Source organism: Neobacillus sp. B24 (assembly GCF_055381825.1).
In genome coordinates this window covers 1841499-1864259 of sequence record NZ_AP035777.1, presented here as the reverse complement: position 1 = coordinate 1864259, position 22761 = coordinate 1841499, and the positions used below count along the sequence as shown (strand labels likewise).

The 22761-nt window shown below is 40.8% G+C and carries 24 protein-coding genes; 6 read left to right on the top strand and 18 right to left on the bottom strand.

Annotated elements, in window-relative coordinates; genetic code table 11:
• Positions 1-74: 74 nt before the first annotated feature.
• Positions 75-269 (bottom strand): hypothetical protein, encoded by a 195-nt coding sequence (locus ACZ43M_RS09345; protein WP_464507131.1) that lies wholly within the window; start codon positions 267-269, stop codon positions 75-77.
• A 168-nt stretch (positions 270-437) separates the two neighbouring features.
• On the opposite strand from ACZ43M_RS09345, the gene ACZ43M_RS09340 reads away from it, so the two are divergent.
• Positions 438-1070 carry a YktB family protein gene (locus ACZ43M_RS09340; RefSeq protein WP_464507130.1) on the top strand — a complete coding sequence of 211 codons (633 nt, stop codon included), beginning with the start codon at positions 438-440 and terminating at the stop codon, positions 1068-1070.
• 956 nt (positions 1071-2026) lie between these two features.
• Here the strand turns inward: ACZ43M_RS09340 and ACZ43M_RS09335 are convergent.
• Entirely contained in the window at positions 2027-2302 is a 276-nt protein-coding gene (locus tag ACZ43M_RS09335; RefSeq protein ID WP_464507129.1) for a UPF0223 family protein, read from the bottom strand.
• A gap of 225 nt (positions 2303-2527) precedes the next feature.
• The gene (locus ACZ43M_RS09330) at positions 2528-3487 is read right to left on the bottom strand and encodes an NAD(P)H-dependent flavin oxidoreductase (RefSeq protein ID WP_464507128.1); all 960 of its coding nucleotides are present in this window, start codon (positions 3485-3487) and stop codon (positions 2528-2530) included.
• 194 nt (positions 3488-3681) lie between these two features.
• Between ACZ43M_RS09330 and ACZ43M_RS09325 the strand changes: the two genes are divergently transcribed.
• Complete coding sequence (locus ACZ43M_RS09325; protein WP_464507127.1) at positions 3682-5154, top strand: aminotransferase class I/II-fold pyridoxal phosphate-dependent enzyme; 1473 nt, start codon at positions 3682-3684, stop codon at positions 5152-5154.
• Between the two features lie 59 nt (positions 5155-5213).
• Here the strand turns inward: ACZ43M_RS09325 and ACZ43M_RS09320 are convergent, their stop codons facing one another.
• The gene (locus ACZ43M_RS09320; RefSeq protein WP_464507126.1) at positions 5214-5336 is read right to left on the bottom strand and encodes a GapA-binding peptide SR1P; all 123 of its coding nucleotides are present in this window, start codon (positions 5334-5336) and stop codon (positions 5214-5216) included.
• 264 nt (positions 5337-5600) lie between these two features.
• Here ACZ43M_RS09320 and ACZ43M_RS09315 point away from each other — a divergent pair, with 264 nt between their 5' ends.
• Positions 5601-6035 carry a DUF1885 family protein gene (locus ACZ43M_RS09315; protein ID WP_464507125.1) on the top strand — a complete coding sequence of 145 codons (435 nt, stop codon included), beginning with the start codon at positions 5601-5603 and terminating at the stop codon, positions 6033-6035.
• A 21-nt stretch (positions 6036-6056) separates the two neighbouring features.
• Here the strand turns inward: ACZ43M_RS09315 and ACZ43M_RS09310 are convergent, their stop codons facing one another.
• The 6 genes from ACZ43M_RS09310 to ACZ43M_RS09285 all read right to left on the bottom strand — a co-directional run bounded on the left by ACZ43M_RS09310 (position 6057) and on the right by ACZ43M_RS09285 (position 12366).
• On the bottom strand, positions 6057-6299 hold the full coding sequence (locus ACZ43M_RS09310) for a hypothetical protein (protein WP_464507124.1): 243 nt from the start codon (positions 6297-6299) through the stop codon (positions 6057-6059).
• 137 nt (positions 6300-6436) lie between these two features.
• A complete protein-coding gene (gene lpdA / locus ACZ43M_RS09305; RefSeq protein ID WP_464507123.1) occupies positions 6437-7852 on the bottom strand; it encodes a dihydrolipoyl dehydrogenase in 1416 nt (471 codons plus the stop codon).
• Positions 7853-7856: 4 nt separating this feature from the next.
• Entirely contained in the window at positions 7857-9167 is a 1311-nt protein-coding gene (locus ACZ43M_RS09300; protein WP_464507122.1) for a dihydrolipoamide acetyltransferase family protein, read from the bottom strand.
• Between the two features lie 69 nt (positions 9168-9236).
• Positions 9237-10214, bottom strand: coding sequence for an alpha-ketoacid dehydrogenase subunit beta (locus ACZ43M_RS09295; RefSeq protein WP_464507121.1), 978 nt, complete (start codon positions 10212-10214; stop codon positions 9237-9239).
• Positions 10215-10217: 3 nt separating this feature from the next.
• Positions 10218-11333 (bottom strand): pyruvate dehydrogenase (acetyl-transferring) E1 component subunit alpha, encoded by a 1116-nt coding sequence (gene pdhA, locus ACZ43M_RS09290; protein ID WP_464507120.1) that lies wholly within the window; start codon positions 11331-11333, stop codon positions 10218-10220.
• Between the two features lie 370 nt (positions 11334-11703).
• A complete protein-coding gene (locus tag ACZ43M_RS09285) occupies positions 11704-12366 on the bottom strand; it encodes a YkyA family protein (RefSeq protein WP_464507119.1) in 663 nt (220 codons plus the stop codon).
• Positions 12367-12496: 130 nt separating this feature from the next.
• On the opposite strand from ACZ43M_RS09285, the gene def reads away from it, so the two are divergent.
• From def to rnjA, 3 genes are all read left to right on the top strand, one after another.
• On the top strand, positions 12497-13051 hold the full coding sequence (gene def, locus ACZ43M_RS09280) for a peptide deformylase (protein WP_464507993.1): 555 nt from the start codon (positions 12497-12499) through the stop codon (positions 13049-13051).
• Between the two features lie 446 nt (positions 13052-13497).
• The gene (locus ACZ43M_RS09275; RefSeq protein ID WP_464507118.1) at positions 13498-13707 is read left to right on the top strand and encodes a DNA-dependent RNA polymerase subunit epsilon; all 210 of its coding nucleotides are present in this window, start codon (positions 13498-13500) and stop codon (positions 13705-13707) included.
• 6 nt (positions 13708-13713) lie between these two features.
• The gene (rnjA, locus tag ACZ43M_RS09270; RefSeq protein WP_464507117.1) at positions 13714-15381 is read left to right on the top strand and encodes a ribonuclease J1; all 1668 of its coding nucleotides are present in this window, start codon (positions 13714-13716) and stop codon (positions 15379-15381) included.
• 33 nt (positions 15382-15414) lie between these two features.
• Here rnjA and ACZ43M_RS09265 read toward each other — a convergent pair whose 3' ends face one another.
• The 8 genes from ACZ43M_RS09265 to cbpB form a co-directional block, all read right to left on the bottom strand.
• A complete protein-coding gene (locus ACZ43M_RS09265) occupies positions 15415-16077 on the bottom strand; it encodes a potassium channel family protein (RefSeq protein ID WP_464507992.1) in 663 nt (220 codons plus the stop codon).
• A gap of 82 nt (positions 16078-16159) precedes the next feature.
• Positions 16160-17065, bottom strand: a complete 906-nt coding sequence (locus tag ACZ43M_RS09260) for a DUF4349 domain-containing protein (RefSeq protein WP_464507116.1) — start codon at positions 17063-17065, stop codon at positions 16160-16162.
• Positions 17066-17217: 152 nt separating this feature from the next.
• Positions 17218-17673, bottom strand: coding sequence for a TlpA family protein disulfide reductase (locus ACZ43M_RS09255; protein WP_464507115.1), 456 nt, complete (start codon positions 17671-17673; stop codon positions 17218-17220).
• Positions 17674-17704: 31 nt separating this feature from the next.
• Positions 17705-18829: an N-acetyldiaminopimelate deacetylase gene (locus tag ACZ43M_RS09250; protein WP_464507114.1), complete on the bottom strand. Its 1125-nt coding sequence runs from the start codon at positions 18827-18829 to the stop codon at positions 17705-17707.
• A 135-nt stretch (positions 18830-18964) separates the two neighbouring features.
• On the bottom strand, positions 18965-19675 hold the full coding sequence (dapD, locus tag ACZ43M_RS09245) for a 2,3,4,5-tetrahydropyridine-2,6-dicarboxylate N-acetyltransferase (protein WP_464507113.1): 711 nt from the start codon (positions 19673-19675) through the stop codon (positions 18965-18967).
• A 77-nt stretch (positions 19676-19752) separates the two neighbouring features.
• Positions 19753-20631 (bottom strand): LysR family transcriptional regulator, encoded by an 879-nt coding sequence (locus ACZ43M_RS09240; protein WP_464507112.1) that lies wholly within the window; start codon positions 20629-20631, stop codon positions 19753-19755.
• 34 nt (positions 20632-20665) lie between these two features.
• A complete protein-coding gene (locus ACZ43M_RS09235) occupies positions 20666-22159 on the bottom strand; it encodes an MDR family MFS transporter (RefSeq protein ID WP_464507111.1) in 1494 nt (497 codons plus the stop codon).
• A gap of 61 nt (positions 22160-22220) precedes the next feature.
• The gene (gene cbpB / locus ACZ43M_RS09230; protein WP_464507110.1) at positions 22221-22664 is read right to left on the bottom strand and encodes a cyclic-di-AMP-binding protein CbpB; all 444 of its coding nucleotides are present in this window, start codon (positions 22662-22664) and stop codon (positions 22221-22223) included.
• Positions 22665-22761 lie beyond the last annotated feature (97 nt).

Genomic DNA, 22761 nt, shown 5'->3' with positions numbered 1-22761 from the left:
GTTCGTTTTATATTAATAAATACAACAATGGCTTCATTCTTTTTTGGATCCCCTTAGGTTTTCATACTATATGCTTAAAATGCTTTTAGCCGCAGCAATTCTAGACGGATTTTTTCCAGTTTCTGCTTACAATCTTTAATTTTCTTGTCATCTTTGTCTTCAATTGCCTCAAATAACACGGCCAATTCATAATCCATTTCCAATCTAAGTACTGCAGTTCTTTGTCTATCTCCAATTTTTTTTAGCGAAGTGTTCATCAATTGTTTCACGTTTTCTCCTCCCCCTGGTGAATTTTCAAATTACTTTTTACTGTATACTATGAGGAGATTTATGAGGTGGGAACAAATATGTGCACTAACCCATAGAGGCGGCAAATTTTAAAGGATCCCGCCAATATGCTACAATAATGGAGAATTGGTTTGCTGGAGGGTATGTAAATGGAATTTCAAGGATTTACACAAGAAGATTTTGATGTCTTTCTAATAGATGGTTTGGACGAAAGGATGGAGGCTCTCAAAGATACAATTCGTCCTAAACTGGAGAGTTTGGGACAATACTATGCGCCTTTCTTGGCAGCTGCAGCTGGAGATGAAATGTTTGTTCATGTCGCTAAACATGCGAGACGGACAGTCAACCCGCCTAAGGATACGTGGGTGGCATTCGCTAATAATCCAAGAGGGTATAAAATGCTGCCGCATTTTCAAATTGGCCTTTGGAATACTCATCTGTTTATATGGTTTGCTGTCATTTATGAAGCACCACAAAAACAGGAAATAGGGGAAAGATTGGTAAAGAAGGCCGCTAAAATACATAAGGAAATTCCCAAAGATTTCGTCTGGAGTGTTGACCATACAAAACCGGATACAATTCAACACTGCCAGTTGAAAAAGAATGATTTATTGACATTATTTAACCGCCTGCAGACGATAAAAAAAGCGGAGTTGCTCTGCGGTTATACCATTGACCGCGACCAAGTCATCCAACTGGGCGGAGCCGGTCTCTTGGAACAAATCAATGAGGTGTTTACCAAAGTTGCCCCGCTTTATAAACTTGCCGCAAATATTAAATAACAAGAAAGCTCCCTAAATATGGGAGCACTGGCTGTCGAAAACTTTGACAGCCTTTTTTTGTTACCCAAGTTAGTTTTTTATTTGTTTATACATTATCTATGCTACTTGTCTGTTGATTTGCGCTCCAAGCACTTCGCTTTCTGCGGGCGTGACGGGAAGCCTCCTCGGCGCTGAAGCGCCTGCGGGGTCTCCCCTGCCCCGTACTCCCGCAGGAGTCTACGTGCCTTCCGCGCAAATCAACAGTGTTTTACTTGGAATCCTGCACACAACAAAAATATATTAAGAAGTTTCATTGGATAAATCAATGCACTTGATTTAAAATTCCCTCAAAAACACATTAAATTTTTGCTTACCCGTGTTTTAAAACTACCTCCTTATGACGTGTTAGAGGAAAGAATCTATTCATGAATATATCCTTAATGACGTGTTTGAAGATAAAATTTATGCTCACGCGTTATGAATGCACCTCTCATGACGTGTTTAAGAAAAAAACATATGCTCACGCATTATGAATGCACTTTTCATAACTTGATTGAGAAAAAGATCTTTGCTCATGCGTTATGAATGCACCTCTCACGACCTGTCTGGGAAAAAATCTATTTAAACGCGTTGTGAGGCTCTTATTATAAGGTTTCTAAAAAAGAGTGCGATACATATGAGTTATAAGAATTGATTTTTATTATCGGTGTTAAGAAAATTTGCCATGCAACAAATGTGTGTTGATGCAATTCTAAAGAGTTCCCCCTGTTGTTTGGAGCGGAAGGTGCGAAGACTCTTGCGGGAATACGGGACAGGGGGCGGAACTCGCTGAAAAGTCTCCTGAACCGCCTGCGGAAATCAACAGATTCCTTAGAGGCAATTTTAATAAAATCAGCAATTCAATTTCCAATTTTAACAAAAAAATTGCCGAGAAGTATACCCTTTCTCGACAATCTGAAGCTAACTTAAATAGGAGCTTATTTATTCATTTTTATTCGATCCCCGGAAGCTGCTTCTTTTGCTTTTTTAATTGTCCGGTACGATGAGTAGCCGCTCATTTCTTCAAATTCACCGCAAAGTGTTTTTTCCTCAGCTTTACTGGGAACGATATCTTTAAACCTTTGGTACGCCTGCATGAGATCGTCGCGGCCAATTCCGTTTTCATAGGCTTTCTCAACTGACTCAAAGAATTTAATCACATCAATGATCTCATCTGTGGACCATCTGTAATCCATTGGATATTGGTATTCCATTTCTTCACCCTCTAAACATTTAAGCTAAAGAATATAATACCACATGTCCAGCTCCAGCGCCTAGGGGCTCGAGGTCATAAGCCAATCCGTCAAGAAGGCTAAAAAACAGCCTTCTCGCCGGCTTGTCTTACGCTTGTCGCCCCTAGCCACTAATGGAAGTTTCTAAGAGAATAAGCTTCGCAGGAACAAGCTGTGCTTGTTCCGAAGGCGCTTCCGCTTTTCTTGTTAATGTCCCCATTTTGCACGGATTTGTTCCGCTTCGTTTATCATCCTGTCGAATAATTGAGCAACAGTTGGGACATCTCTTATTAGCCCCATTACCTGCCCTGCCCAGGCAAAACCCTCCTGGAATGACCCGTCATATATGTAGCGTTTATTTGCTTCACCGCTAATAAAGTCCTTTAGTCCCTCGTAGCCATTATTGTTTTTTTCCAGTTCAAGGATTTTATCTGTCCAGCTATTGGCAAGTGCACGCGCAGGAGCGCCTAGGGTCCGTTTGATTACCACTGTATCCGATTCAGTACCTTCAACCAACATCTTTTTATATCCTTCATGGGCATGAACGCATTCTTTGGTTGCAATAAATCTCGTTCCCATTTCAATTCCTTCAGCACCTAAACTAAGCGCTGCCATAAGTCCTCGGCCGTCTCCGATTCCTCCGGAGGCGATGACAGGAATGGATACCGCATCAACGACTTGCGGAATTAACACCATAGTGCCAATATCGTCCCGGCCAAGATGGCCTCCTCCCTCCTGCCCCACTACCATAACGGCATCCGCGCCAAGTTCCTCCGCTTTCACGGCTTGTCTTCGTGCCGCAACAAGCACAAGTTTTTTTATCGGTGTCCCTTCCAACTGGGCAAAGATTGGTGCTGGATTTCCACCTGTCATCGACACGACCGCTACTTCCTCTTCGATTGCTACCTGCAAAAAATCAGCGAAGGTCCGGCCATGCTGTCCAATGGCAAAATTTACGCCGAACGGCTTGTCAGTTAATTTTTTGACCTTTTTTATTTCCTCTCTAAGTAATTCCGGGCTGCCTAGTGACATGGCTGTAATTTGACCAAGCCCCCCTGCGTTGGAAACAGCAGCAGCCAGCTCCGAATAGGCCAAATAAGCCAAGCCCCCCTGGATAATTGGATATTTAATGTCTAAGATATCAGTCACTCGTGTGGTCCATTTCATTACTATATACCTCCCCTTTCTTCGTATTTATAATTTCGGTTAAAAAGGGTAATTTTCCTGTATTAATGGGAAACTAAATTAAATTGTAAACCTGAGCTAATAAACCTATGCAATAGCTTTGTTTAGTGCTATAATTCATTTGTTTTATGACTTTTTGTATTTTTGAATTTGTGTATAAGAGGTGTGGTTATAAATTGTCACAACATCAAACGCCGCTGTTTAGCGGGTTATTATCTCATGCAAAAAAAAATCCCATTCAATTCCATATTCCCGGACATAAAAAAGGGGCTGGAATGGATCCGGAATTCCGTCAATTTATTGGTGATAATGCACTATCAATCGACCTGATAAATATTGGTCCACTCGATGATCTTCATCACCCAAAAGGAATGATTAAACAAGCTCAGGACCTTGCTGCTGAAGCCTTTGGCGCGGACTTTACCTTTTTCTCGGTTCAGGGGACGAGCGGTGCCATAATGACGATGGTCATGACCGTTTGCGGGCCTGGTGATAAGATCATCGTACCGAGAAATGTTCATAAATCAGTCATGTCAGCTATCGTCTTTTCTGGAGCCATTCCTGTATTCATTCATCCGGAAATCGACATGAAACTTGGAATTTCCCATGGGATTACACCGGATTCTGTGGAAAGAGCACTTGAACAGCATCCCGACGCTAAAGGGGTATTGGTTATTAATCCAACCTACTTTGGTATTTCGGCAGATTTAAAAAAGATAGTTGATATTGCGCATTCCTATCATGTTCCTGTTCTTGTTGATGAGGCTCATGGGGTTCATATTCATTTCCATGAAGACCTGCCTCTATCAGCCATGCAGGCAGGTGCCGATATGGCCGCAACCAGCGTTCACAAGCTTGGTGGATCAATGACCCAAAGTTCCATTTTAAATGTTAGAGAAGGACTTGTATCAGTCAAGCATATTCAATCGATTCTCAGCATGCTGACAACGACTTCTACATCCTATTTATTACTTGCTTCCCTTGATGTAGCTCGCAAACAGTTGGTGCTTAAAGGCCGGGAATTGATTGATAAAACCATCGACCTAGCCCAATCTATTCGTAAGCAGATCAATGAGATTGACCATCTTTATTGCGCCGGCTCAGAAATTTTAGATGCCAAAGCCATTTTTGATTATGACCCGACTAAGTTAATTATCTCAGTAAAAGATTTGGGGCTTACCGGTTTCGAGGTGGAAAAGTGGCTGAGAGAGAAACATAATATTGAAGTGGAATTATCTGATTTGTATAATATCCTCTGTATTATCACGTTTGGTGACACCCAACATGAAGCCAATCTGTTGGTAAATGCACTAAAGGAATTATCCCGTGAATTTGAGCATCGCGCTGAAAAGATTGAACCAGTAGAGGTTTTGCTTCCGGAGATTCCAGTGCTTGCATTAACTCCAAGGGATGCTTTCTACGCTGAAACTGAAGTAATTCCGTTTGCAGAATCCGAGGGCAGAATCATCGCAGAATTTGTGATGGTATATCCCCCAGGAATACCAATTCTCATTCCTGGTGAGATTATTACAGAAGAGAATCTCCACTATATTCAGAAAAATATTGATGCAGGCTTGCCTGTTCAAGGCCCTGAAGACGATGATCTAAAGATGATTCATGTCATTAAAGAATATAAAGCAATACAGTAAAAAAAGACAGGATTCCTGGTTTGGGGAATCCTGTTTTCTATTTAATAAGTTATATTTATTTATAATTCTTCATCATGTTGATGGTCGTTGCAGCAATTGCATTTTGAATAAAGCACAGTTACCTTTTCATCTTCAAAATGGTCAATAGTTGAGTTACAGTTTTGGCATACAAGAGTACCCATCTGTTCAATCCCCTTTTCGTTTGGAATAACCACATTAATGAAAACGTTTTAACATCCTTTAGACAATAATAATATAACACATTTAATTTTTCAAGCCCAATTTGTATGTCACATTAAATATTTTCAAAACAAATAAAAGGCCTATTGGCCTTGTGGTTATATCCTTACTAAAATAACAATCTAAAATAATGATAATCATTGTCTTTCGTTTTTGTTCAATGCTAGAATAAGGAGAAGATTACTGGATAAGAAGGGGGAATGATGATGGCTTCGAACGCATTTATTAAACTTGTGCCTTCATCTGCAAAACAAACTGTTACAATTGATGAGGTTAAGGAATTATTTCGATATTATAAAGATATAACAGGGAAAACCGGGAACCAATTAAATTGGGAATTCGATGATGCTGCCTTCCCTTATGAAATCAAAGATACGGAAGAAGGAAGGGACAAATGGTTTTATTTGCATTCCAATCATGACCGTTATTTTGCCATTTTAATTGGTGTTGACACAGAAACTATCCTTACCGAAGATGAAGAAGAACAGGAACAAATGTATGTTCAAGTGACTTTGCCTGAACAATCTACTTACGGAGACAAAGGAAAAGCAAACGAGTTTTGCAAATTCCTCGCCAAAAAGCTTCAAGGTGAACTTCACCTATTCAATGGAAGAATCATGTACTACTATCCTAGAAAATAAAAGCTCCGTACGGGGCTTTTTTTAATTGATAAACCTGGCCATGGTAAAGTGGATTGACGTGTAGATTAACAGGCTTAAAGTTGTAATAAATAATGATTTGGAACCTGATTTTGTCACTTTGGAACCAATAACATATGCCAAATAAAAGAACACAAAAAACATGATGACTTTGAAGAGAAGCTGATCATGTTTTGACAACCATTCTATCAGCGTATAACCGCTCCATATCATAAATTGCAGGATTATGACGACATAGACCCTCATCCTTATCACCACGCCAAAACATTATTTAACATAATATATTAGACGTTATTCAATTTAAGTATAAGAAATAACCTTAAACTTTTCCATTTAAATGTCAAAAAAGTCCTCTCCGATTTTGGAAAGGACTTTTTTACATTTTATTTTAAAATATGAATCGGGCTTCCAAGAGCAACCTCTGCCGCCTCCATGGTGATTTCACCAAGAGTTGGGTGAGCATGGATTGTCATCGCCAGATCTTCAGCCGTCATACCGGCTTCAATTGCCAAACCAAGCTCGGCAATCATATCTGAAGCATTTGCTCCGGCAATTTGAGCACCAATTACCAGACCGTCTTCCTTACGTGTAATTAATCGCAAGAAGCCATCTGAACTTTCTAGAGATAAGGCACGGCCATTAGCGGCAAATGGGAATTTAGCGGCAACAGCCTCAATTCCTTCTTCTTTCGCTTGGGCTTCAGTGTAGCCAACTGATGCTAACTCAGGTTCTGAGAAAACAACAGCAGGAATACCAAGATAATCAATTTCAGAGGCATGTCCAGCTATTGCTTCTGCGGCAATTTTCGCCTCGTATGACGCCTTGTGGGCCAATTGTGGTCCTGCTACAACATCACCAATTGCATAAATATTGCTAACATTTGTCCGGCATTGTTTGTCAATTTCAATCAAACCGCGGTCAGTCAGCTTAATTCCAGCCTGCTCAAGTCCCATTTCATCAGTGTTTGGACGACGCCCAACCATGACAAATACATAATCTGCTTCTATTTTCTGTTCTTCACCTTTTACTTCAAATGTGACAGTAACGCCGGTTTCTGTTTCTTCTACACCTTTGGCCATTGCCTTCGTATAGAATTCAGCACCTTTTTTCTTCATGTTGCGCTTAACGAGGGCTGCCATTTGTTTATCAAAAACGCCCATGCCGAGAATTTCCTCAGCACCCTCAAGGATTGTTACTTGGCTGCCAAAGTTTGCATATGATCCACCAAGTTCAATCCCGATTACACCGCCGCCAATGACGACAATTTTTTTAGGGATTTCTGTTAAATTTAGTGCTCCTGTAGAGTTAAGAACACGCTTAGAATATTTAAAAGTAGGCAATTCAATCGGACGTGAACCGGTCGCAATAATCGCATTCTTAAAAGTGTAGGTTTGTGCTGAATTTTCATCCATTACACGAAGTGTATTGGCATCAACAAAATAGGCTTCACCGCGGACGATATTGACTTTATTGCCTTTCAAAAGCCCTTCAACACCGCCGGTTAATTTTTTTACGATTCCAGCTTTAAAATCCTGAACCTTCGAAAAATCAACTTTTACATTTTCTGTAGTTATACCCATAGATTCAGAATGCAACGCATTCTCATAACGATGTCCTGCAGCAATTAATGCTTTAGAAGGTATACAGCCGACATTCAAACAAACGCCGCCTATATATTCTTTTTCAACGATCGTTACCTTTTGTCCCAACTGGGCGGCACGGATCGCCGCGACGTATCCGCCGGGGCCCGCACCTATTACTATAGTATCTGTTTCAATTGGAAAATCTCCAACAACCATTTTTTTACGCCTCCATTAGCAATAGTTCAGGATCGTTCAACAATCGCTTGATATGATTTAACGCATTTTGGGCTGTTGCACCATCAATCATACGGTGGTCAAAGCTTAATGACAATGCCAATACAGGTGCAGCCACAATTTCACCATCACGAACAATTGGTTTTTCAGCAATACGGCCTACACCAAGAATCGCAACTTCTGGATGGTTAATAACCGGTGTAAACCATTGTCCGCCTGCAGAACCAATATTGGAAATCGTGCAAGAAGCACCCTTCATTTCATTTGGAGCAAGCTTGCCATCACGTGCTTTACCAGCTAATTCATTAATTTCATTGGAAATGGTGAAGACTGATTTACGATCAGCATCTTTGACAACAGGAACCAATAATCCTTTTTCTGTGTCGGCTGCAATCCCAATATTGTAGTAATGCTTATGGATAATCTCACTTGTAGCATCATCTAGAGACGTGTTTAGTGCCGGGAACTCTCTTAATGCGCTAGTTAATGCTTTTACGATATAAGGCAAGAAGGTAAGCTTGATGCCTTTTGCGGCAGCCACTTCTTTGAACTTTTTACGATGTGTCACAAGTTTGGTTACATCGACTTCGTCCATAAGGGTAACGTGTGGAGCAGTATGTTTAGAGTTAACCATGGCTTTGGCAATAGCCTTACGGATACCGCTCATTTTTTCACGTGTTTCCGGATATTCACCTTGTGGAATTGGTGCTGGTGCAGCTGCTTGTGGTGCTGCTGCTTCCTCAGCAGGTACTTGGGCTGCTGCTGCAGGAGCTGCTGCCCCACCGCTTAAGAACGCATCAATATCATTTTTAAGTACACGGCCATTATCACCGGAACCTGCAACTTGACGAATGTCAACGCCTTTTTCACGTGCATATTTACGAACAGAAGGCATCGCAATGACACGGCGATTCTGGTCCACTTCTACTTGTGGCGGTGCCGCAGGAGCTGCTGCTGCGGGTGCTGCTTCCGCAGGTGCTGCTTCTTGTTTTGCTTCGGGAGCTGGAGCAGGAGCCTCATCATCACCATGGTCGCCTTTAAATTGTAAATCTTCATACCCAGGGGCATCAAAGGTTACTAACACTTGTCCTACTGTAGCAACAGTTCCTTCACCAATTAGTACTTCTATTACCGTTCCTTCAACTGGAGAAGGAATTTCTACTACCGCTTTATCATTTTGTATTTCACAAAGGACATCATCTTCCTGGACTTTATCGCCCGCCTTAATGAACCATTTGACTATTTCACCTTCGTGAATACCTTCACCAATATCAGGCATTTTAAATTGGAATGACACTGAGATTCAGCCTCCTATATCATAATCGTTTTAGTCTCTGAACTAGCATCTATCGCCAGTTGTAATATATTAGAACGTTAATACTTTTTTCGCTGTTTCAATAACATCTTTGAAGTTTGGAAGCCATACAGATTCAGCCTGAGAGAAAGGATACACTGTATCTGGTGCTGCAACACGCAATACTGGTGCTTCCAAGCTTAAAATAGCACGATCATTAATTTCGGCAACAACATTTGCCGCTACGCCTGCCATTTTTTGTGCTTCTTGAACAACGATCGCCCGGCCTGTTTTTTCAACTGAAGCAATAATCGTATCGATATCAAGTGGACTAATAGTACGCAAATCAACTACCTCAACAGAGAAACCTTCTTTTGCCAATTCATCTGCTGCTTTTAGAGATTCATGTACCATTGCTCCGTAAGTAATAATAGATAAATCAGTTCCTTCACGTTTTACGTCTGCTACTCCAAGCGGAATCGTATATTCTTCTTCCGGTACTTCCTGACGGAAGGCACGGTATAATTTTAGATGCTCAAGGAAAACAACTGGATCATTATCACGAATTGATGACAGTAATAAGCCTTTTGCATCATATGGTGTTGACGGAACAACAACTTTTAAACCTGGAGTTTGTGCCATTAGCCCTTCTAAGCTATCAGAGTGAAGCTCTGGAGTATGAACACCGCCGCCAAATGGAGAACGAACAGTAATCGGCATAGTGTAGCGTCCACCTGAACGGTAGCGCATCCGAGACATTTGACCGGCAATTGAATCAAAGACTTCAAAAACGAAACCAAAGAATTGTATTTCAGGAATCGGTCTAAATCCAGTCAGGGCAAGACCGATTGATAAACCGCCAATTCCGGATTCTGCAAGTGGTGTATCAAAAACACGGTCTTCGCCAAATTCCTTCTGCAGGCCTTCAGTGGCACGGAATACACCGCCATTTACGCCAACATCTTCACCGAAAACTAAAGTATTTGGATCCTTTTTTAATTCCGTACGCAATGCATCAGTTATTGCTTGAATCATTGTCATTTGAGCCATGACTTACTTCGACTCCTTTGCTTGATAAATTTCATATTGTTCTTTTAAGTTATGAGGAAGCTCCTCGAACATAATAGACATTAAATCAGTAACCTTTTGTTTAGGAGCACCATCTGCTTTTTTGATAGCTTCTTTAATATCTTCTTTTGCCTGTTCGATTACTTCGTTTTCCTTTTCTTCGCTCCATAAGCCCTTCTTCTCAAGGAATTTACGGAAACGTACAAGCGGGTCTTTCTTTTCCCATTCATTATCAAGATCTGCAGTTCGGTAACGAGTTGGGTCATCACCGGCCATTGTATGTGGACCATAACGATATGTTAATGTTTCAATTAATGTTGGCCCTTCACCATTGATGGCGCGTTCGCGTGCATCTCGAACTGCTGCATAAACAGCCAGAGGGTCCATACCATCAACCTGAATACCAGGAATACCTGCTGCAACTGCTTTTTGGGCAATTGTTTTTGCTGCAGATTGTTTTTCTACAGGTGTTGATATCGCGAACCGGTTATTCTGAACCATGAAAATCGCCGGAGCTTTGAAAGCACCCGCAAAGTTAATTCCTTCATAGAAATCGCCCTGTGAAGCACCGCCATCACCTGTATAGGTAATCGCAACTGCTTTAGTACCGTTCTTCTTAAGTCCTAATGCAACACCAGCTGTTTGAACGTACTGAGCACCGATAATGATTTGCGGTGATAAAACATTGACTCCTTCTGGAATCTGGTTACCTTGAAAATGTCCACGAGAAAACAAGAATGCTTGATACAAAGGCAGACCATGCCAAATTAACTGCGGCACGTCGCGATACCCAGGTAAAATAAAATCTTCTTTCTCAAGAGCAAATTGCGAGGCTAATTGTGATGCCTCCTGACCTGCTGTTGGAGCGTAGAAGCCTAAACGGCCTTGACGGTTCAAGGAAATCGATCTTTGGTCAAGAATTCTTGTGTATACCATGCGGCGCATTAATTCTTGAAGCTGTTCATCGGTTAATTGAGGCATAGCCGCTTCATTAACGACTTCCCCTTCTTCATTTAAGATTTGCAATGTTTGAAACTGCTCTTGAACTGCTTGAAGTCCCTTTGTTGCATCCAACGGGGCGTTTTGAGTTTTCGAAGCCATCTTCGTCACATCTTCCTTTCTGTTTATCATTAGAAAATTTTTAATAAATCCACTAAGTTAGCTTGCCCAAAATTAAAAATTACAAGCGCAAGCCATAATTGATTGTAGTTTTTCGTTCTGTATCAGTACTTTAAAAAATAATACTAATACAATCCCTTAGCTCCTATTCGAGTTTACATCATTCATAATTACTCGTCAAATACTATGCTTTATAATTTTACAACATCAATATATTATTAATTTTTCAACGAAAGTATATTTCTGTACCATTAATTCGAAGTGAACTGTTATATAAAATTCAACACAAAGTGGCAATTGTTATAATATAGAAAAAACCGGTCTTTTCTTGACCGGTTTTAATCATGGTTATTTAGTTGGGTTTCAACCCCGCTTTTTTATAAAAGGAGAGCTTTTTATCATTGTATCCTTCAGTATATTTATTAAATTTCTCATTCTCAGCATATACATTCTGGTAGCATTCATTCACTTTTTTTACCTGATTTTCAAGGTCTTCGAGGGGAACATCCTTATTTTTAAACATCCCATATAACTCTTTGTCATTCTGTATTGCTTTAGTATATAGCTTGTACAATTCGTCATGGGACCTATATCTATTCATCATCATTACATAGAGTTCGTCAGCAAGCTTTCGCAACTGTTGGTCTTTGAATTTATTTTTCAAGCTTTCGACTTTTCGGAATTGGGTTTCTGATTGTTTCAAACTTTCCGTTTCGGTTTCAAAATGATTTTTGCGTTCATCTGCGGAAGCTAACGCCTCATCAGCAAGTTGTACAATTTGATCATGCTCTTTCATTCCTAGTTTTAGGATTTGATCATATAAGCTCTTTTCTTTCTTCTCCAAAGCAACTAGTGGTTCCTGCTGCTTCTCAAATGCCTTTTCTTTAGAGACAACATTCTCCAAAATACCATACATTTTCTCCACGGGGTCGTTTTGTTTGGCAGCACATCCTGCTAAAGCGATAATCAAAATGAAAGCAAACAATAGTAGTCGTTTTTTTTCAATGAACTTCACAAAACCCCCTCCTAATCAACTACTACTATATCGGTACCAGGTTGGTTTGACAATAAACAATTAACATTTTTTTGATTGTTTGTTAAACTAATGTTTGCAATAACTTATTCGTATTTAGGAGTGAAAAATGATGTTAACGATGGATGATATCATTCGGGATGGCCATCCTACGCTTAGGAAAGTCGCTGCGGAAGTTATGATGCCTCCTACCGAAGAGGAGAAAAAAGTGCTCGCAAGCCTTTTAGAATATGTCATCAATAGCCAAAATAGCGAAATGGCCGCAGAATATGGCCTGCGTCCAGGAATCGGCCTCGCAGCACCACAAATTAATGTTTCAAAACGGATGATTGCTGTCCATCTGACAGATGACAAAGGCACGTTGTACAGCCATGCCTTATTCAATCCCAAAATTGTTAGCCATTCGGTGGAAAAAGCATATTTACAATCGGGCGAAGGCTGTCTGTCCGTAGATGAAGCCTTTCCAGGTTTTGTACCAAGGCATGCTCGAATTACTGTCAAGGGGGTCAATTTAGACGGTGAGGAAGTAAAGCTCCGATTGAAAGGCTTGGCGGCAATATGTTTTCAGCATGAGATCGATCATTTAAATGGCATCATGTTTTATGACCATATTGACAAACAAGACCCGTTCAAGCCAATAGAAGGTGCAATAGCTATCGAACGATAATAAATCCGGTTCAAACTGTACCGGATTTTTTTGTTGGAAAATTTAATATCTCCAATATAGGCAGATTCCATGATTATCCATGAGAAATTCCACATTTTCACCATATAATAATAGTAAAAAACAAATAAAATAAAAAAATTCAATTATCTGTCAAGAGCTGCTTTACATTGGACAAGGATATATTACAATAAGTAGTAAGGAGATGATCCACTATGTTGAAGAAGCTAAGAAAGAAGCTCTTAAAACAGTGGAAAGATTTGCTCAGAAAAAAATCCATTGCCTAAACATTTGAGCCCTTCAAACTTGCGAAGGGCTCCTTCCTTATTGTAAATTGGAGAAATAGATTCTTTTTACATAGTTTTTAACACGAAACCTAGAAAATAAATGAAAAAGATGAAAATGTTTTATATAATAGAAAAAGTTATGTTACTTAAGGAGCGAAAGTCATGATATTCAAAGTCTATTTCCAACAAAGCATTAGCGAGGTTCCTGTACGGGAAAATACGAAAACTATTTTTATTGAAGCAGAAACAGTACGGGAAGTTTACTCTAAAGTTGCTGAACGCAAGTTAAACGTTGAATATATTCAACCAGTAAAAGGAGCCCATTTGGAGTATGAACAACAAAATGAAAACTATAAAGTATTGGAGAAATGATAATTTATGAAATTTGTAAAAAATGATCAAACCGCTGTTTTTGCCCTTGGAGGACTGGGCGAAATCGGCAAAAACACGTATGGCGTTCAATTCCAGGATGAAATTATCTTAATTGATGCCGGAGTTAAATTTCCCGAGGACGAACTTTTAGGTATCGATTATGTCATTCCGGATTATAGCTATTTAGTTAAAAACGAGGAAAAAATAAAGGGGTTATTCATAACCCATGGTCACGAGGATCACATAGGCGGAATTCCGTATTTGCTGCGGGAAGTGAATATTCCTATCTACGGCGGAAAGCTTGCTCTTGGACTAATTAAAAACAAACTTGAAGAACATGGATTGCTTCGAAATGCCAAGTTAATTGAAATCAAAGAAGATGACATCATTAAATTCCGGAAAACCTCGGTAACTTTTTTCCGAACCACACATAGCATCCCGGATTCTTACGGAATTGTTGTAAAAACACCTCCAGGGCAAGTTGTTCATACAGGTGACTTTAAATTTGATTTTACCCCAGTAGGTGAACCCGCTAACCTGACTAAAATGGCTGAAATCGGTAAAGAAGGCGTACTTTGTCTACTTTCTGACAGCACAAACAGTGAAATACCTGATTTTACAATGTCTGAACGACGGGTTGGGGAAAGTATTGACGATATTTTTCGAAAAGTTGATGGACGGATTATATTTGCTACCTTTGCATCAAATATCCACCGGTTGCAGCAGGTAACAGAAGCTGCTGTGACAAGCGGGCGGAAGGTTGCGGTATTCGGCAGAAGTATGGAAGCTGCCATCAATATTGGTTTAGATTTAGGCTATATCAGAGCTCCAAAGGATACGTTTGTGGATGCAGGGCAAATCAACCGTTTGCCAGCGGATAAGGTAACCATTCTTTGTACAGGCAGTCAGGGTGAACCGATGGCGGCCCTGTCAAGGATTGCAAATGGCACCCACAGGCAGATTCAAATCATTCCTGGGGATACGGTGGTATTCTCCTCATCACCAATTCCGGGAAATACCATAAGTGTGAGCAGAACCATTAACATGCTGTATAAAGCAGGCGCCGAGGTTATTCACGGTAAATTGAGCAATATTCACACTTCCGGCCACGGTGGTCAAGAAGAACAAAAGCTCATGCTCCGGTTAATTAAACCGAAATTCTTTATGCCGATTCATGGTGAGTACCGCATGCAGAAAATGCACGCTAAACTTGCTGTGGATTGCGGTGTTGAAGAAGAAAACTGTTTCATTATGGATAATGGCGAGGTTCTTGCGCTTTCGGAAAATTCCGCACAAATTGCCGGAAAGATTCCATCCGGGAATGTCTATATCGACGGAAGCGGTGTAGGTGATATCGGAAACATCGTCTTGCGAGACCGCCGAATTCTTTCAGAAGAGGGCTTAGTCGTTGTTGTAGTCAGCATTAACATGAAGGAATTTAAAATTGCTTCCGGACCGGATTTAATTTCTCGCGGTTTTGTCTATATGCGTGAGTCTGGTGATTTAATCAACGATGCTCAAACGCTGATTACTAAGCACTTAAATAAAATCATGGAGCGGAAAACCAGTCAATGGTCCGAAATTAAAAATGAAATTACCGATACTTTGGCACCATTCCTCTATGAAAAAACAAAACGCAGACCAATGATTTTGCCAATTATCATGGAAGTATAAAAAAAGAGAAGCAGTTGCTTCTCTTTTTTGTGTTTATTCCAAAACCTTCTTCTCAAATCGGTCAATATCCTGATCAGTGCCGATGACAATTAATACATCATTGATATGAATCATTTCTGTTGCCTGAGGTGAGACGATGATATCTTCCCCTCTTTTTATTGCTACAATATTTAGGCCGTATTTCTTGCGAATATCCAAATCCATAATGGTGTGGCTGCCGAGCTTCTCATTTGCAACAATTTCGACGATACTATGCTCGTCAGATAATTCCAGGTAATCCACGACGTTACTTGATGTCATATTATTCGCGATTCTTTTCCCCATATCTCTCTCAGGATGGACAACAAAATCAGCGCCAATTTTCCTAAGTACCTTTTCATGATAATCATTTTGAGCCTTTGCTGTAATTCGGGCGACACCTAATTCTTTAAGAATTAAGGTTGTCAAAATGCTTGATTGAATATCGTCACCAATCGCAACAATAACATGATCAAAATTCCGAATCCCTAGACTTTTCAGGACCGCTTCATCGGTTGTATCGCCAACCGCAGCATGTGAGGCTATCATGGCAAATTCATTGACACGTTCCTCATTTACATCAATTGCCAGCACTTCCATACCTTCATCGGTTAGAGTACGACAAATGCTCCCTCCAAATCGCCCAAGACCAATTACCGCAAAACTTTTCTTCACAATAAACTCCCCCAGGAAAATCTATTTCTAACTTGTCTTATTTTAACATCGTTCGGACTTTTAATATAGAGTGAGATTTCGCTATTTACTCACTCGATTGGCGAGCCTTTTTCTTTTTATAGATAAAAAGGCCAGCTCCGGTTAATAGAACGAGAATTAGTATTATTGGCAAATTACCTACCGTAAATACAACTATACCAGAGAGGAATGATAATAACAGATTCGTACTACTCATGAATTGTTTTTTTGTTTTTTCCCATGTATTTAGTTGATCTTTTTCGATATTTGGAACAACAACTTTATTTTCATAAAGCTTCATTCTCACTGTAGAAAAAGAAGTTTGATTTTCAAGAAACTTCATCTTTCCTTGTATTGTTTCAATTTCCTCTTGGACCACACCTAAATCTGCGGAAATTTTTAATAAATCTTCTGTTTTAGTTGCTTCCTTCATAAACGAAAGCAGCCGTTCCTCCACAACACGTTTCGATTTTAATCTTGATTCAAGGTCGACATATTCCTCTGTTACGTCTTGACCGGTAATATTTCGCTGCAACACTTGAGCCGCTTCCCCTTCAGCATCATGCAAAAATTCCTGAAAATGCTGCTGCGGTAGTCGAATCATCAGGGTGCCACTAAGCACCTCATCACCTTCCCGTGTAACATTTGATTCAGCGATATAGCCGCCATACTTAGAAACCTGTTCTTCAAGAGTTTTGACAGTCTGGTCGAATTTTTTTACCCTTAGCTGAAGGTCAGCCTGATATATGACCATCTTATTTTGCACCTGTTTTAAGACGACTTCATTACCTTTCGCCTGGTCCCCTTCGCTGTTGGATAATGCGCTTTTCTCTTTGGTGCCAGATTTGGCTGAATCCATTCCACTGTTATTCTCGACACTCATTTTCGCACCTTCATCCTTGCCACCTGCACTGCTGCAGCCAGCTAAGCCAACAAATAGTGATACGAAAATAAGAAGGGACAACTTTTTCAATTTATTTACCCCCACCACCAACACCCCTTTTTCTCTTAATAAAATCTTTATTTACTAATACCGACGGTTTAAAAGAGTGAAGGTTACAAAGTAAGGCTTTTAAAAAATAAAAGCTGCCCAAAGTACTAAAATGAGCAGCTTAATAGAGTGTTTTATTCTGATTTTCCAATTTCATCGAGTACACGATTGACCCGTTTTTCGAGCATTTTCATGCCGCTTCCGCCTATTTGAAAGTGACGGAGCTTCCCATCCCTATCGAAAACATAGTAGGCTGGAACATATTGATTTTGGAAGGCATCCGTTAAAGTATGATTGCTATCTACTAAAATCGGATGGGACATGCCATTTTCGGCCGCAACCTGCTTAATCTCCTCAATGTTTAGGTCATTCTCTGATCTTGGCATATGAATGCCAACAACATTTAATTTGCCTTGAAAAGCATCCCGGAAATGATTGATTTGCGGCATTGCCACTTTACACAGATGGCAGCTGATGGACCAAAAATGAATTAGTGTTGGTTTTTCGCCAATCAATTCTTCTCTTGAGACTTGGCCATTCAGCCATTCTACAGCTCCGCTCATTTCCGGCAATCGCTCACGTAATTTCATCGAGATCGGTCCTCCTTATTAAAATGGTATGTTACGACCGTTTTCCCTTATACGAAATGTAATTGGTCATGACCCTCAGTGCTACATCAATGGCAGCCTCATTTGGCTCTAGCTTGGCATGATGAAGTCCGAAGGGGGAATCGACGCCAAGCCAAAACATAATTCCGGGAATTTCCTTAAGCATATACCCAAAGTCCTCTCCCGTCATTGCTTCGCTACATTCAACTACCTCAATTTCAGGGTCCTTGCGATTAAATTCAATAAACTCCCTCGCGATTTCCACGGTATTGTATACTTGATGATACATGGCGCCATAATCAATGACAGCTTCACATTCAAAACCTGTTTCAATACCTTTTACGAGCGACTCTATTCGATGTTTAACCTTTTCCATCGACTGTGGCGATAGTGTTCGAATCGTCCCTTCCAGCCTTGCTTTTTCAGCAATGATATTTTGGACCGTTCCACCAGTAATTTTGCCAATTGTAATGACAGCACTATCAAGCGGATTTACATTCCGTGAAATAATCGTTTGCAGTTGATTGACAAGGGTACAGGCCGCTATGACCATATCGTTTGTTTGATGCGGGTAGGCTGCATGTCCACCCTTTCCTTTTAAATCTATAAATAACTCAGAAGTATTAGCGAATAATAAACCTTCCTTGGTCGCGATAGTCCCAACCGGATATTCCGGGGCAATATGAAGCGCCAGTATCAAGTCTGGCTTCCACTCCTGAAATTCTGTTGAGTTCATCATTGGTTCTGCACCGCCGGGACCTTCTTCGGCAGGCTGAAACACAAACAGTAAGTCATCATCAATTGGCTTTTGGACAAAATGCGTCAGTACCCCAAGCGCAATACTCATATGTACATCATGGCCGCAGGCATGCATTCTCGATTCATGTGTTGAACTAAATGACAGCCCTGTTTCTTCTTCAATTGGCAGCCCGTCAATATCTGTTCGATAACCGATCGCTTTTTGCGGATTTTGGCCATGCACTTTGACCAGTAAGCCCGTTTTCCACTGTTTTATGACAAGACGGTCCTGAGGCAAGGATTGAAGATAATCCAATAAATAGGCTTGTGTTTTATATTCCTGGAATCCGAGTTCCGGGATTTGATGAAGGTCGCGGCGGATTTTTATTAAGGAATTCATTTATTTAGCTCTCCTTTTAATAGTCTAGCTCCAGCGCCTAGCCCCTCGAGGTCTTAAGCTTGTCGGGGCTGACCAAGGCGCTTCCGCTTTTCTGTAAAACAAGCGTGGAGCACCTCCACGCTTGTTTCTTCCATCTTATAGTTGACGTAACTCTTGCATAATTTCCGTCTTTGATTTTGTTTTCTCATCAATATCTTTAATTTTTCTGGCTGGTGTACCTGCAACCACTGTATATGGTGCTACATCCTGTGTAACAACTGCCCCTGCCGCTACTACAGACCCTTTGCCGACTGTAACACCTTCAAGGACAACAGCATTAGCTCCAATTAACACATCATCTTCCACTACGACTGGCTTGGCAGATGGCGGCTCAATAACGCCTGCTAAAACAGTTCCTGCACCAATATGGCAATTCTTACCGACAGTTGCTCTGCCGCCGAGTACAGCGCCCATATCAATCATCGATTTTTCGCCGATTACTGCACCAATATTAATGACAGCCCCCATCATGATGACTGCATTATCACCGATTTCCACTTGGTCACGGATAATCGCACCCGGTTCAATTCTGGCATTGATATGCTTCATATCCAATAAAGGAATCGCTGAATTACGGCGATCATTCTCAACAACAAAATCTTCAATTTTTGAAGGGTTTGCTTCTAGGACTGCATTGATTTCAGCCCATTCACCAAAAACAACTCCAGCATTGCCATTGATAAATGTTTTGCTATTAGCCCCGAAATCAAGACCTGCCAAATCACCTTTTACGTATACTTTTACCGGAGTGGCCTTTTTACTATTTTGAATAAAAGAAATAATTTCATGTGCATCCATCATTTTCATTACGCTTGCCCCCTTTATGTACTAAAAATACTTTAGCAAACAAAAGAGCTGAAAACAAGAAAAATAACTCTTTATTTCTATGATTGAGTTATATATTCGTTCATGACATCAACGAAGGCCTGAACCTGCTTTAATTGAAATGCAGATTCATAACCCAGCAGCCATGTATCGCGTTTTAGCGGTTCCCCGGATTCATTCAGCAAGGGAACTTTGAAGATATCCAGCTCTGCTTTGGTAAGGGTAATCCCAGGTAAAATGGCATAGCCAATTCCGTTAAAAGCCATTTGTTTGCAGGTTTCAATTTGATCAACAACAACTGTTCTTCTTGGCGAGGTTTTAAATTTCTTCATCCACCAATCTTGGATTTCCTGATAGTAGTTGGAGTCACTTTTAAATTGAATAAATGGGCGGTCCGTTTCCAGGATTTGATCAGGGCTGGTAATTTCCCTGTCAACCAAATATAACGGATCATCAAACAGATGCACTTTTACCCCTTTCCAATCCGGTGTACCGCGAATGATCCCGATATGCACCTGATCGTCATACAGACAATTTAAGATTTCACTACTCCACCCTGTCACAAGCGATATTTTAACTTGGGGATACTTATCTATGAATTTTTTTAACACCTGTGGAAGCCAATTTTGGCCCACTATAGAAGCAACTGCGATTTTTAATGTACCTGATACACCCGTCTGCAAGGAATAGATACTCTCTCTGACTTTTTCCTGTTTTTTCAGCACTTCATTTACAAACTCAATCACCTGCTCGCCGGCAGGAGTTAAGGCGAGGCCTTTTTGCGAGCGGATAAATAATTTGGTTCCCCAGTCCTTTTCAATCGTCTGCAAGCGCTGTGACAATGCCGGCTGGGAAACAAACAGCCGTTCAGACGCTTTTCTCATGTTCATTTCTTGGGCCAAGACCGATAGTAATTGAAATTCTGATATGGATGACATTTTTGTGGTCCTCCTTTAAACAAAGCCCTGCAAGTTAGGCAGAGCTTTGTTTCTTTCTAGGTATAAAAAATATCAACAGCATACTTACAATCGCAAAGGTAAGGACAACATAATATACGGAATGTAAGGAAATTGTCAATCCATCCTGTAAAATCGTCCTGACTGACTCTAGCAGCTCTTTACGTTCATCAGGCTTTAATAGCATATTAGCATCGTCCGCCGTTAGCGATTGTGATCTTTCACGCAAATAATGATTCAGGCGATTATTCAAAATTCCGCCCAGCAGGGCCGCTCCGATCGTGTTACCGAGATTTCGCATAAACATATTCGCTGCTGTAGCAATCCCTCGCTGTTCCCAGCTGACCGTACTTTGAATCGATACGATAAACGCGGTCGATGTCAGCCCCATCCCTGCCCCGACTAAAAATGAGCCAACGGCCGCCCAGATTGGTCCGGAGGAAGCCTGCATCGTGACAAAGGTAATACTGCCCAAAATTAGAAATAGTCCGCCAATCATTGATGTTCTTCGATAGCCAATCGTAATCAGCATTCTGCCGGCGAGTGTGGAGGCAATTGGCCAGCCAATCGACATCGTTGTCAAACTAAATCCGGCTACAATAGGTGTTTGCTCCATTACGCCCTGGACAAAAGTAGGCAGAAAGCTCGATATGCCAATCAGCATAATTCCAGTTGTCAATGAAGTAATATTCGCTATGAAAATGGACCGTTCTTTCCAAATCGAAAATGGCATCATCGGTTCAGCAGCACGGCCTTCTTGCAGTACAAAGGCAATCAAGGTAAATATAGCCACAGCAATCATCGAATTTAACTGCCAAGAGCCCCAAGGCCAGCCGATGCCGCCTTCTACTAAAACGTACATGAACAAAGAAATCGTAATCGTTAATAGAACTGCTCCTATGTAATCGATACTGTGTTTCTTTTTTGTTACGTTTTCATGCAAGAAAAACCATAAACCTGCCAGCGATAAAATACCCAAGGGTACATTAATCCAAAAAACATATTTCCAGCTGGCATACTGAACAAGCAGACCGCCGACTGCCGGTCCGGTTATTGCAGAAATTCCCCATACACTTGAAAGGTAGCCTTGGATCTTTGCCCTTTCTTCGGCTGTATAAATATCACCGACAATTGTGGTTGCGATTGGGGTAACTGCACCTGCGCCAAATCCCTGAATCAGGCGAAAAATAATCAGCATTTTCATTGAGGTTGCAAATCCGCATAGAATGGAACCGATGAGAAAGAAGATAATGCCAATCGTCAGGATTGGCTTTCGTCCAAATAGATCCGATAATTTTCCGTAGATTAACACAGTTACCGAATTCATGAGCAAATATGCGGAAAATACCCAGCTGTATAAGGTGAATCCGCCCAAATCAGCCACAATCGCCGGCATCGCTGTGGAAACAATTGTAGCCTCGATTGCTCCCATAAACATGGCTAACATGACAGAGGCTAACACTAGCGGTTTTTTTGTCTGCCTCATCCCGAAGGAGTTTGCTTCGCCCATTTCTTTAGCCCCTTTATCGTTATCAAAAAATACAGCCCCCTTGACGGGAGCTCCTGTTTTGTTATCGCTTAAACCTTTTAACCACCATATTTAATTGGCTTAATATCGTGCTTCTTGGCAATATTCCGGCAAAGTACCCATCCTCGGTTTCAACGCAAAGAAATGGATGGTTGACCAATAACTCAAGACAATCCGGGAAAGACGTAGAAAGCTTAACTCGCGGAATGGATCTTTTCATAACCTCTTCTACCCGTTTTTCTTCCAGCTTTTCAAATTCAATTCGTTCAAGTCCAAGAATCGAATCCATTATAATCGGGGTACTGATTAACCCATGGAGCTTGTATAAAGGATCGAGTACAGGTATCGCTGTATAACCGCTTTTAGTAAGAACCAATAAGGCATGTTCGAGACTGTTGCCGACTTGCACATGGGCAACCCGTTCTGATGGAATCATAAAATCTTTTATTGTTAACTCTAAAAATTCCCCACTGGGAAGATTAATCATCACGAAAACCCCTTGTATGTTTTTCTCATCCCTATTCTATCATAGTTTTTGCAGGGCTGGATAAATTTTGGGGCGGTTCATAAAAAAAAGGACCATA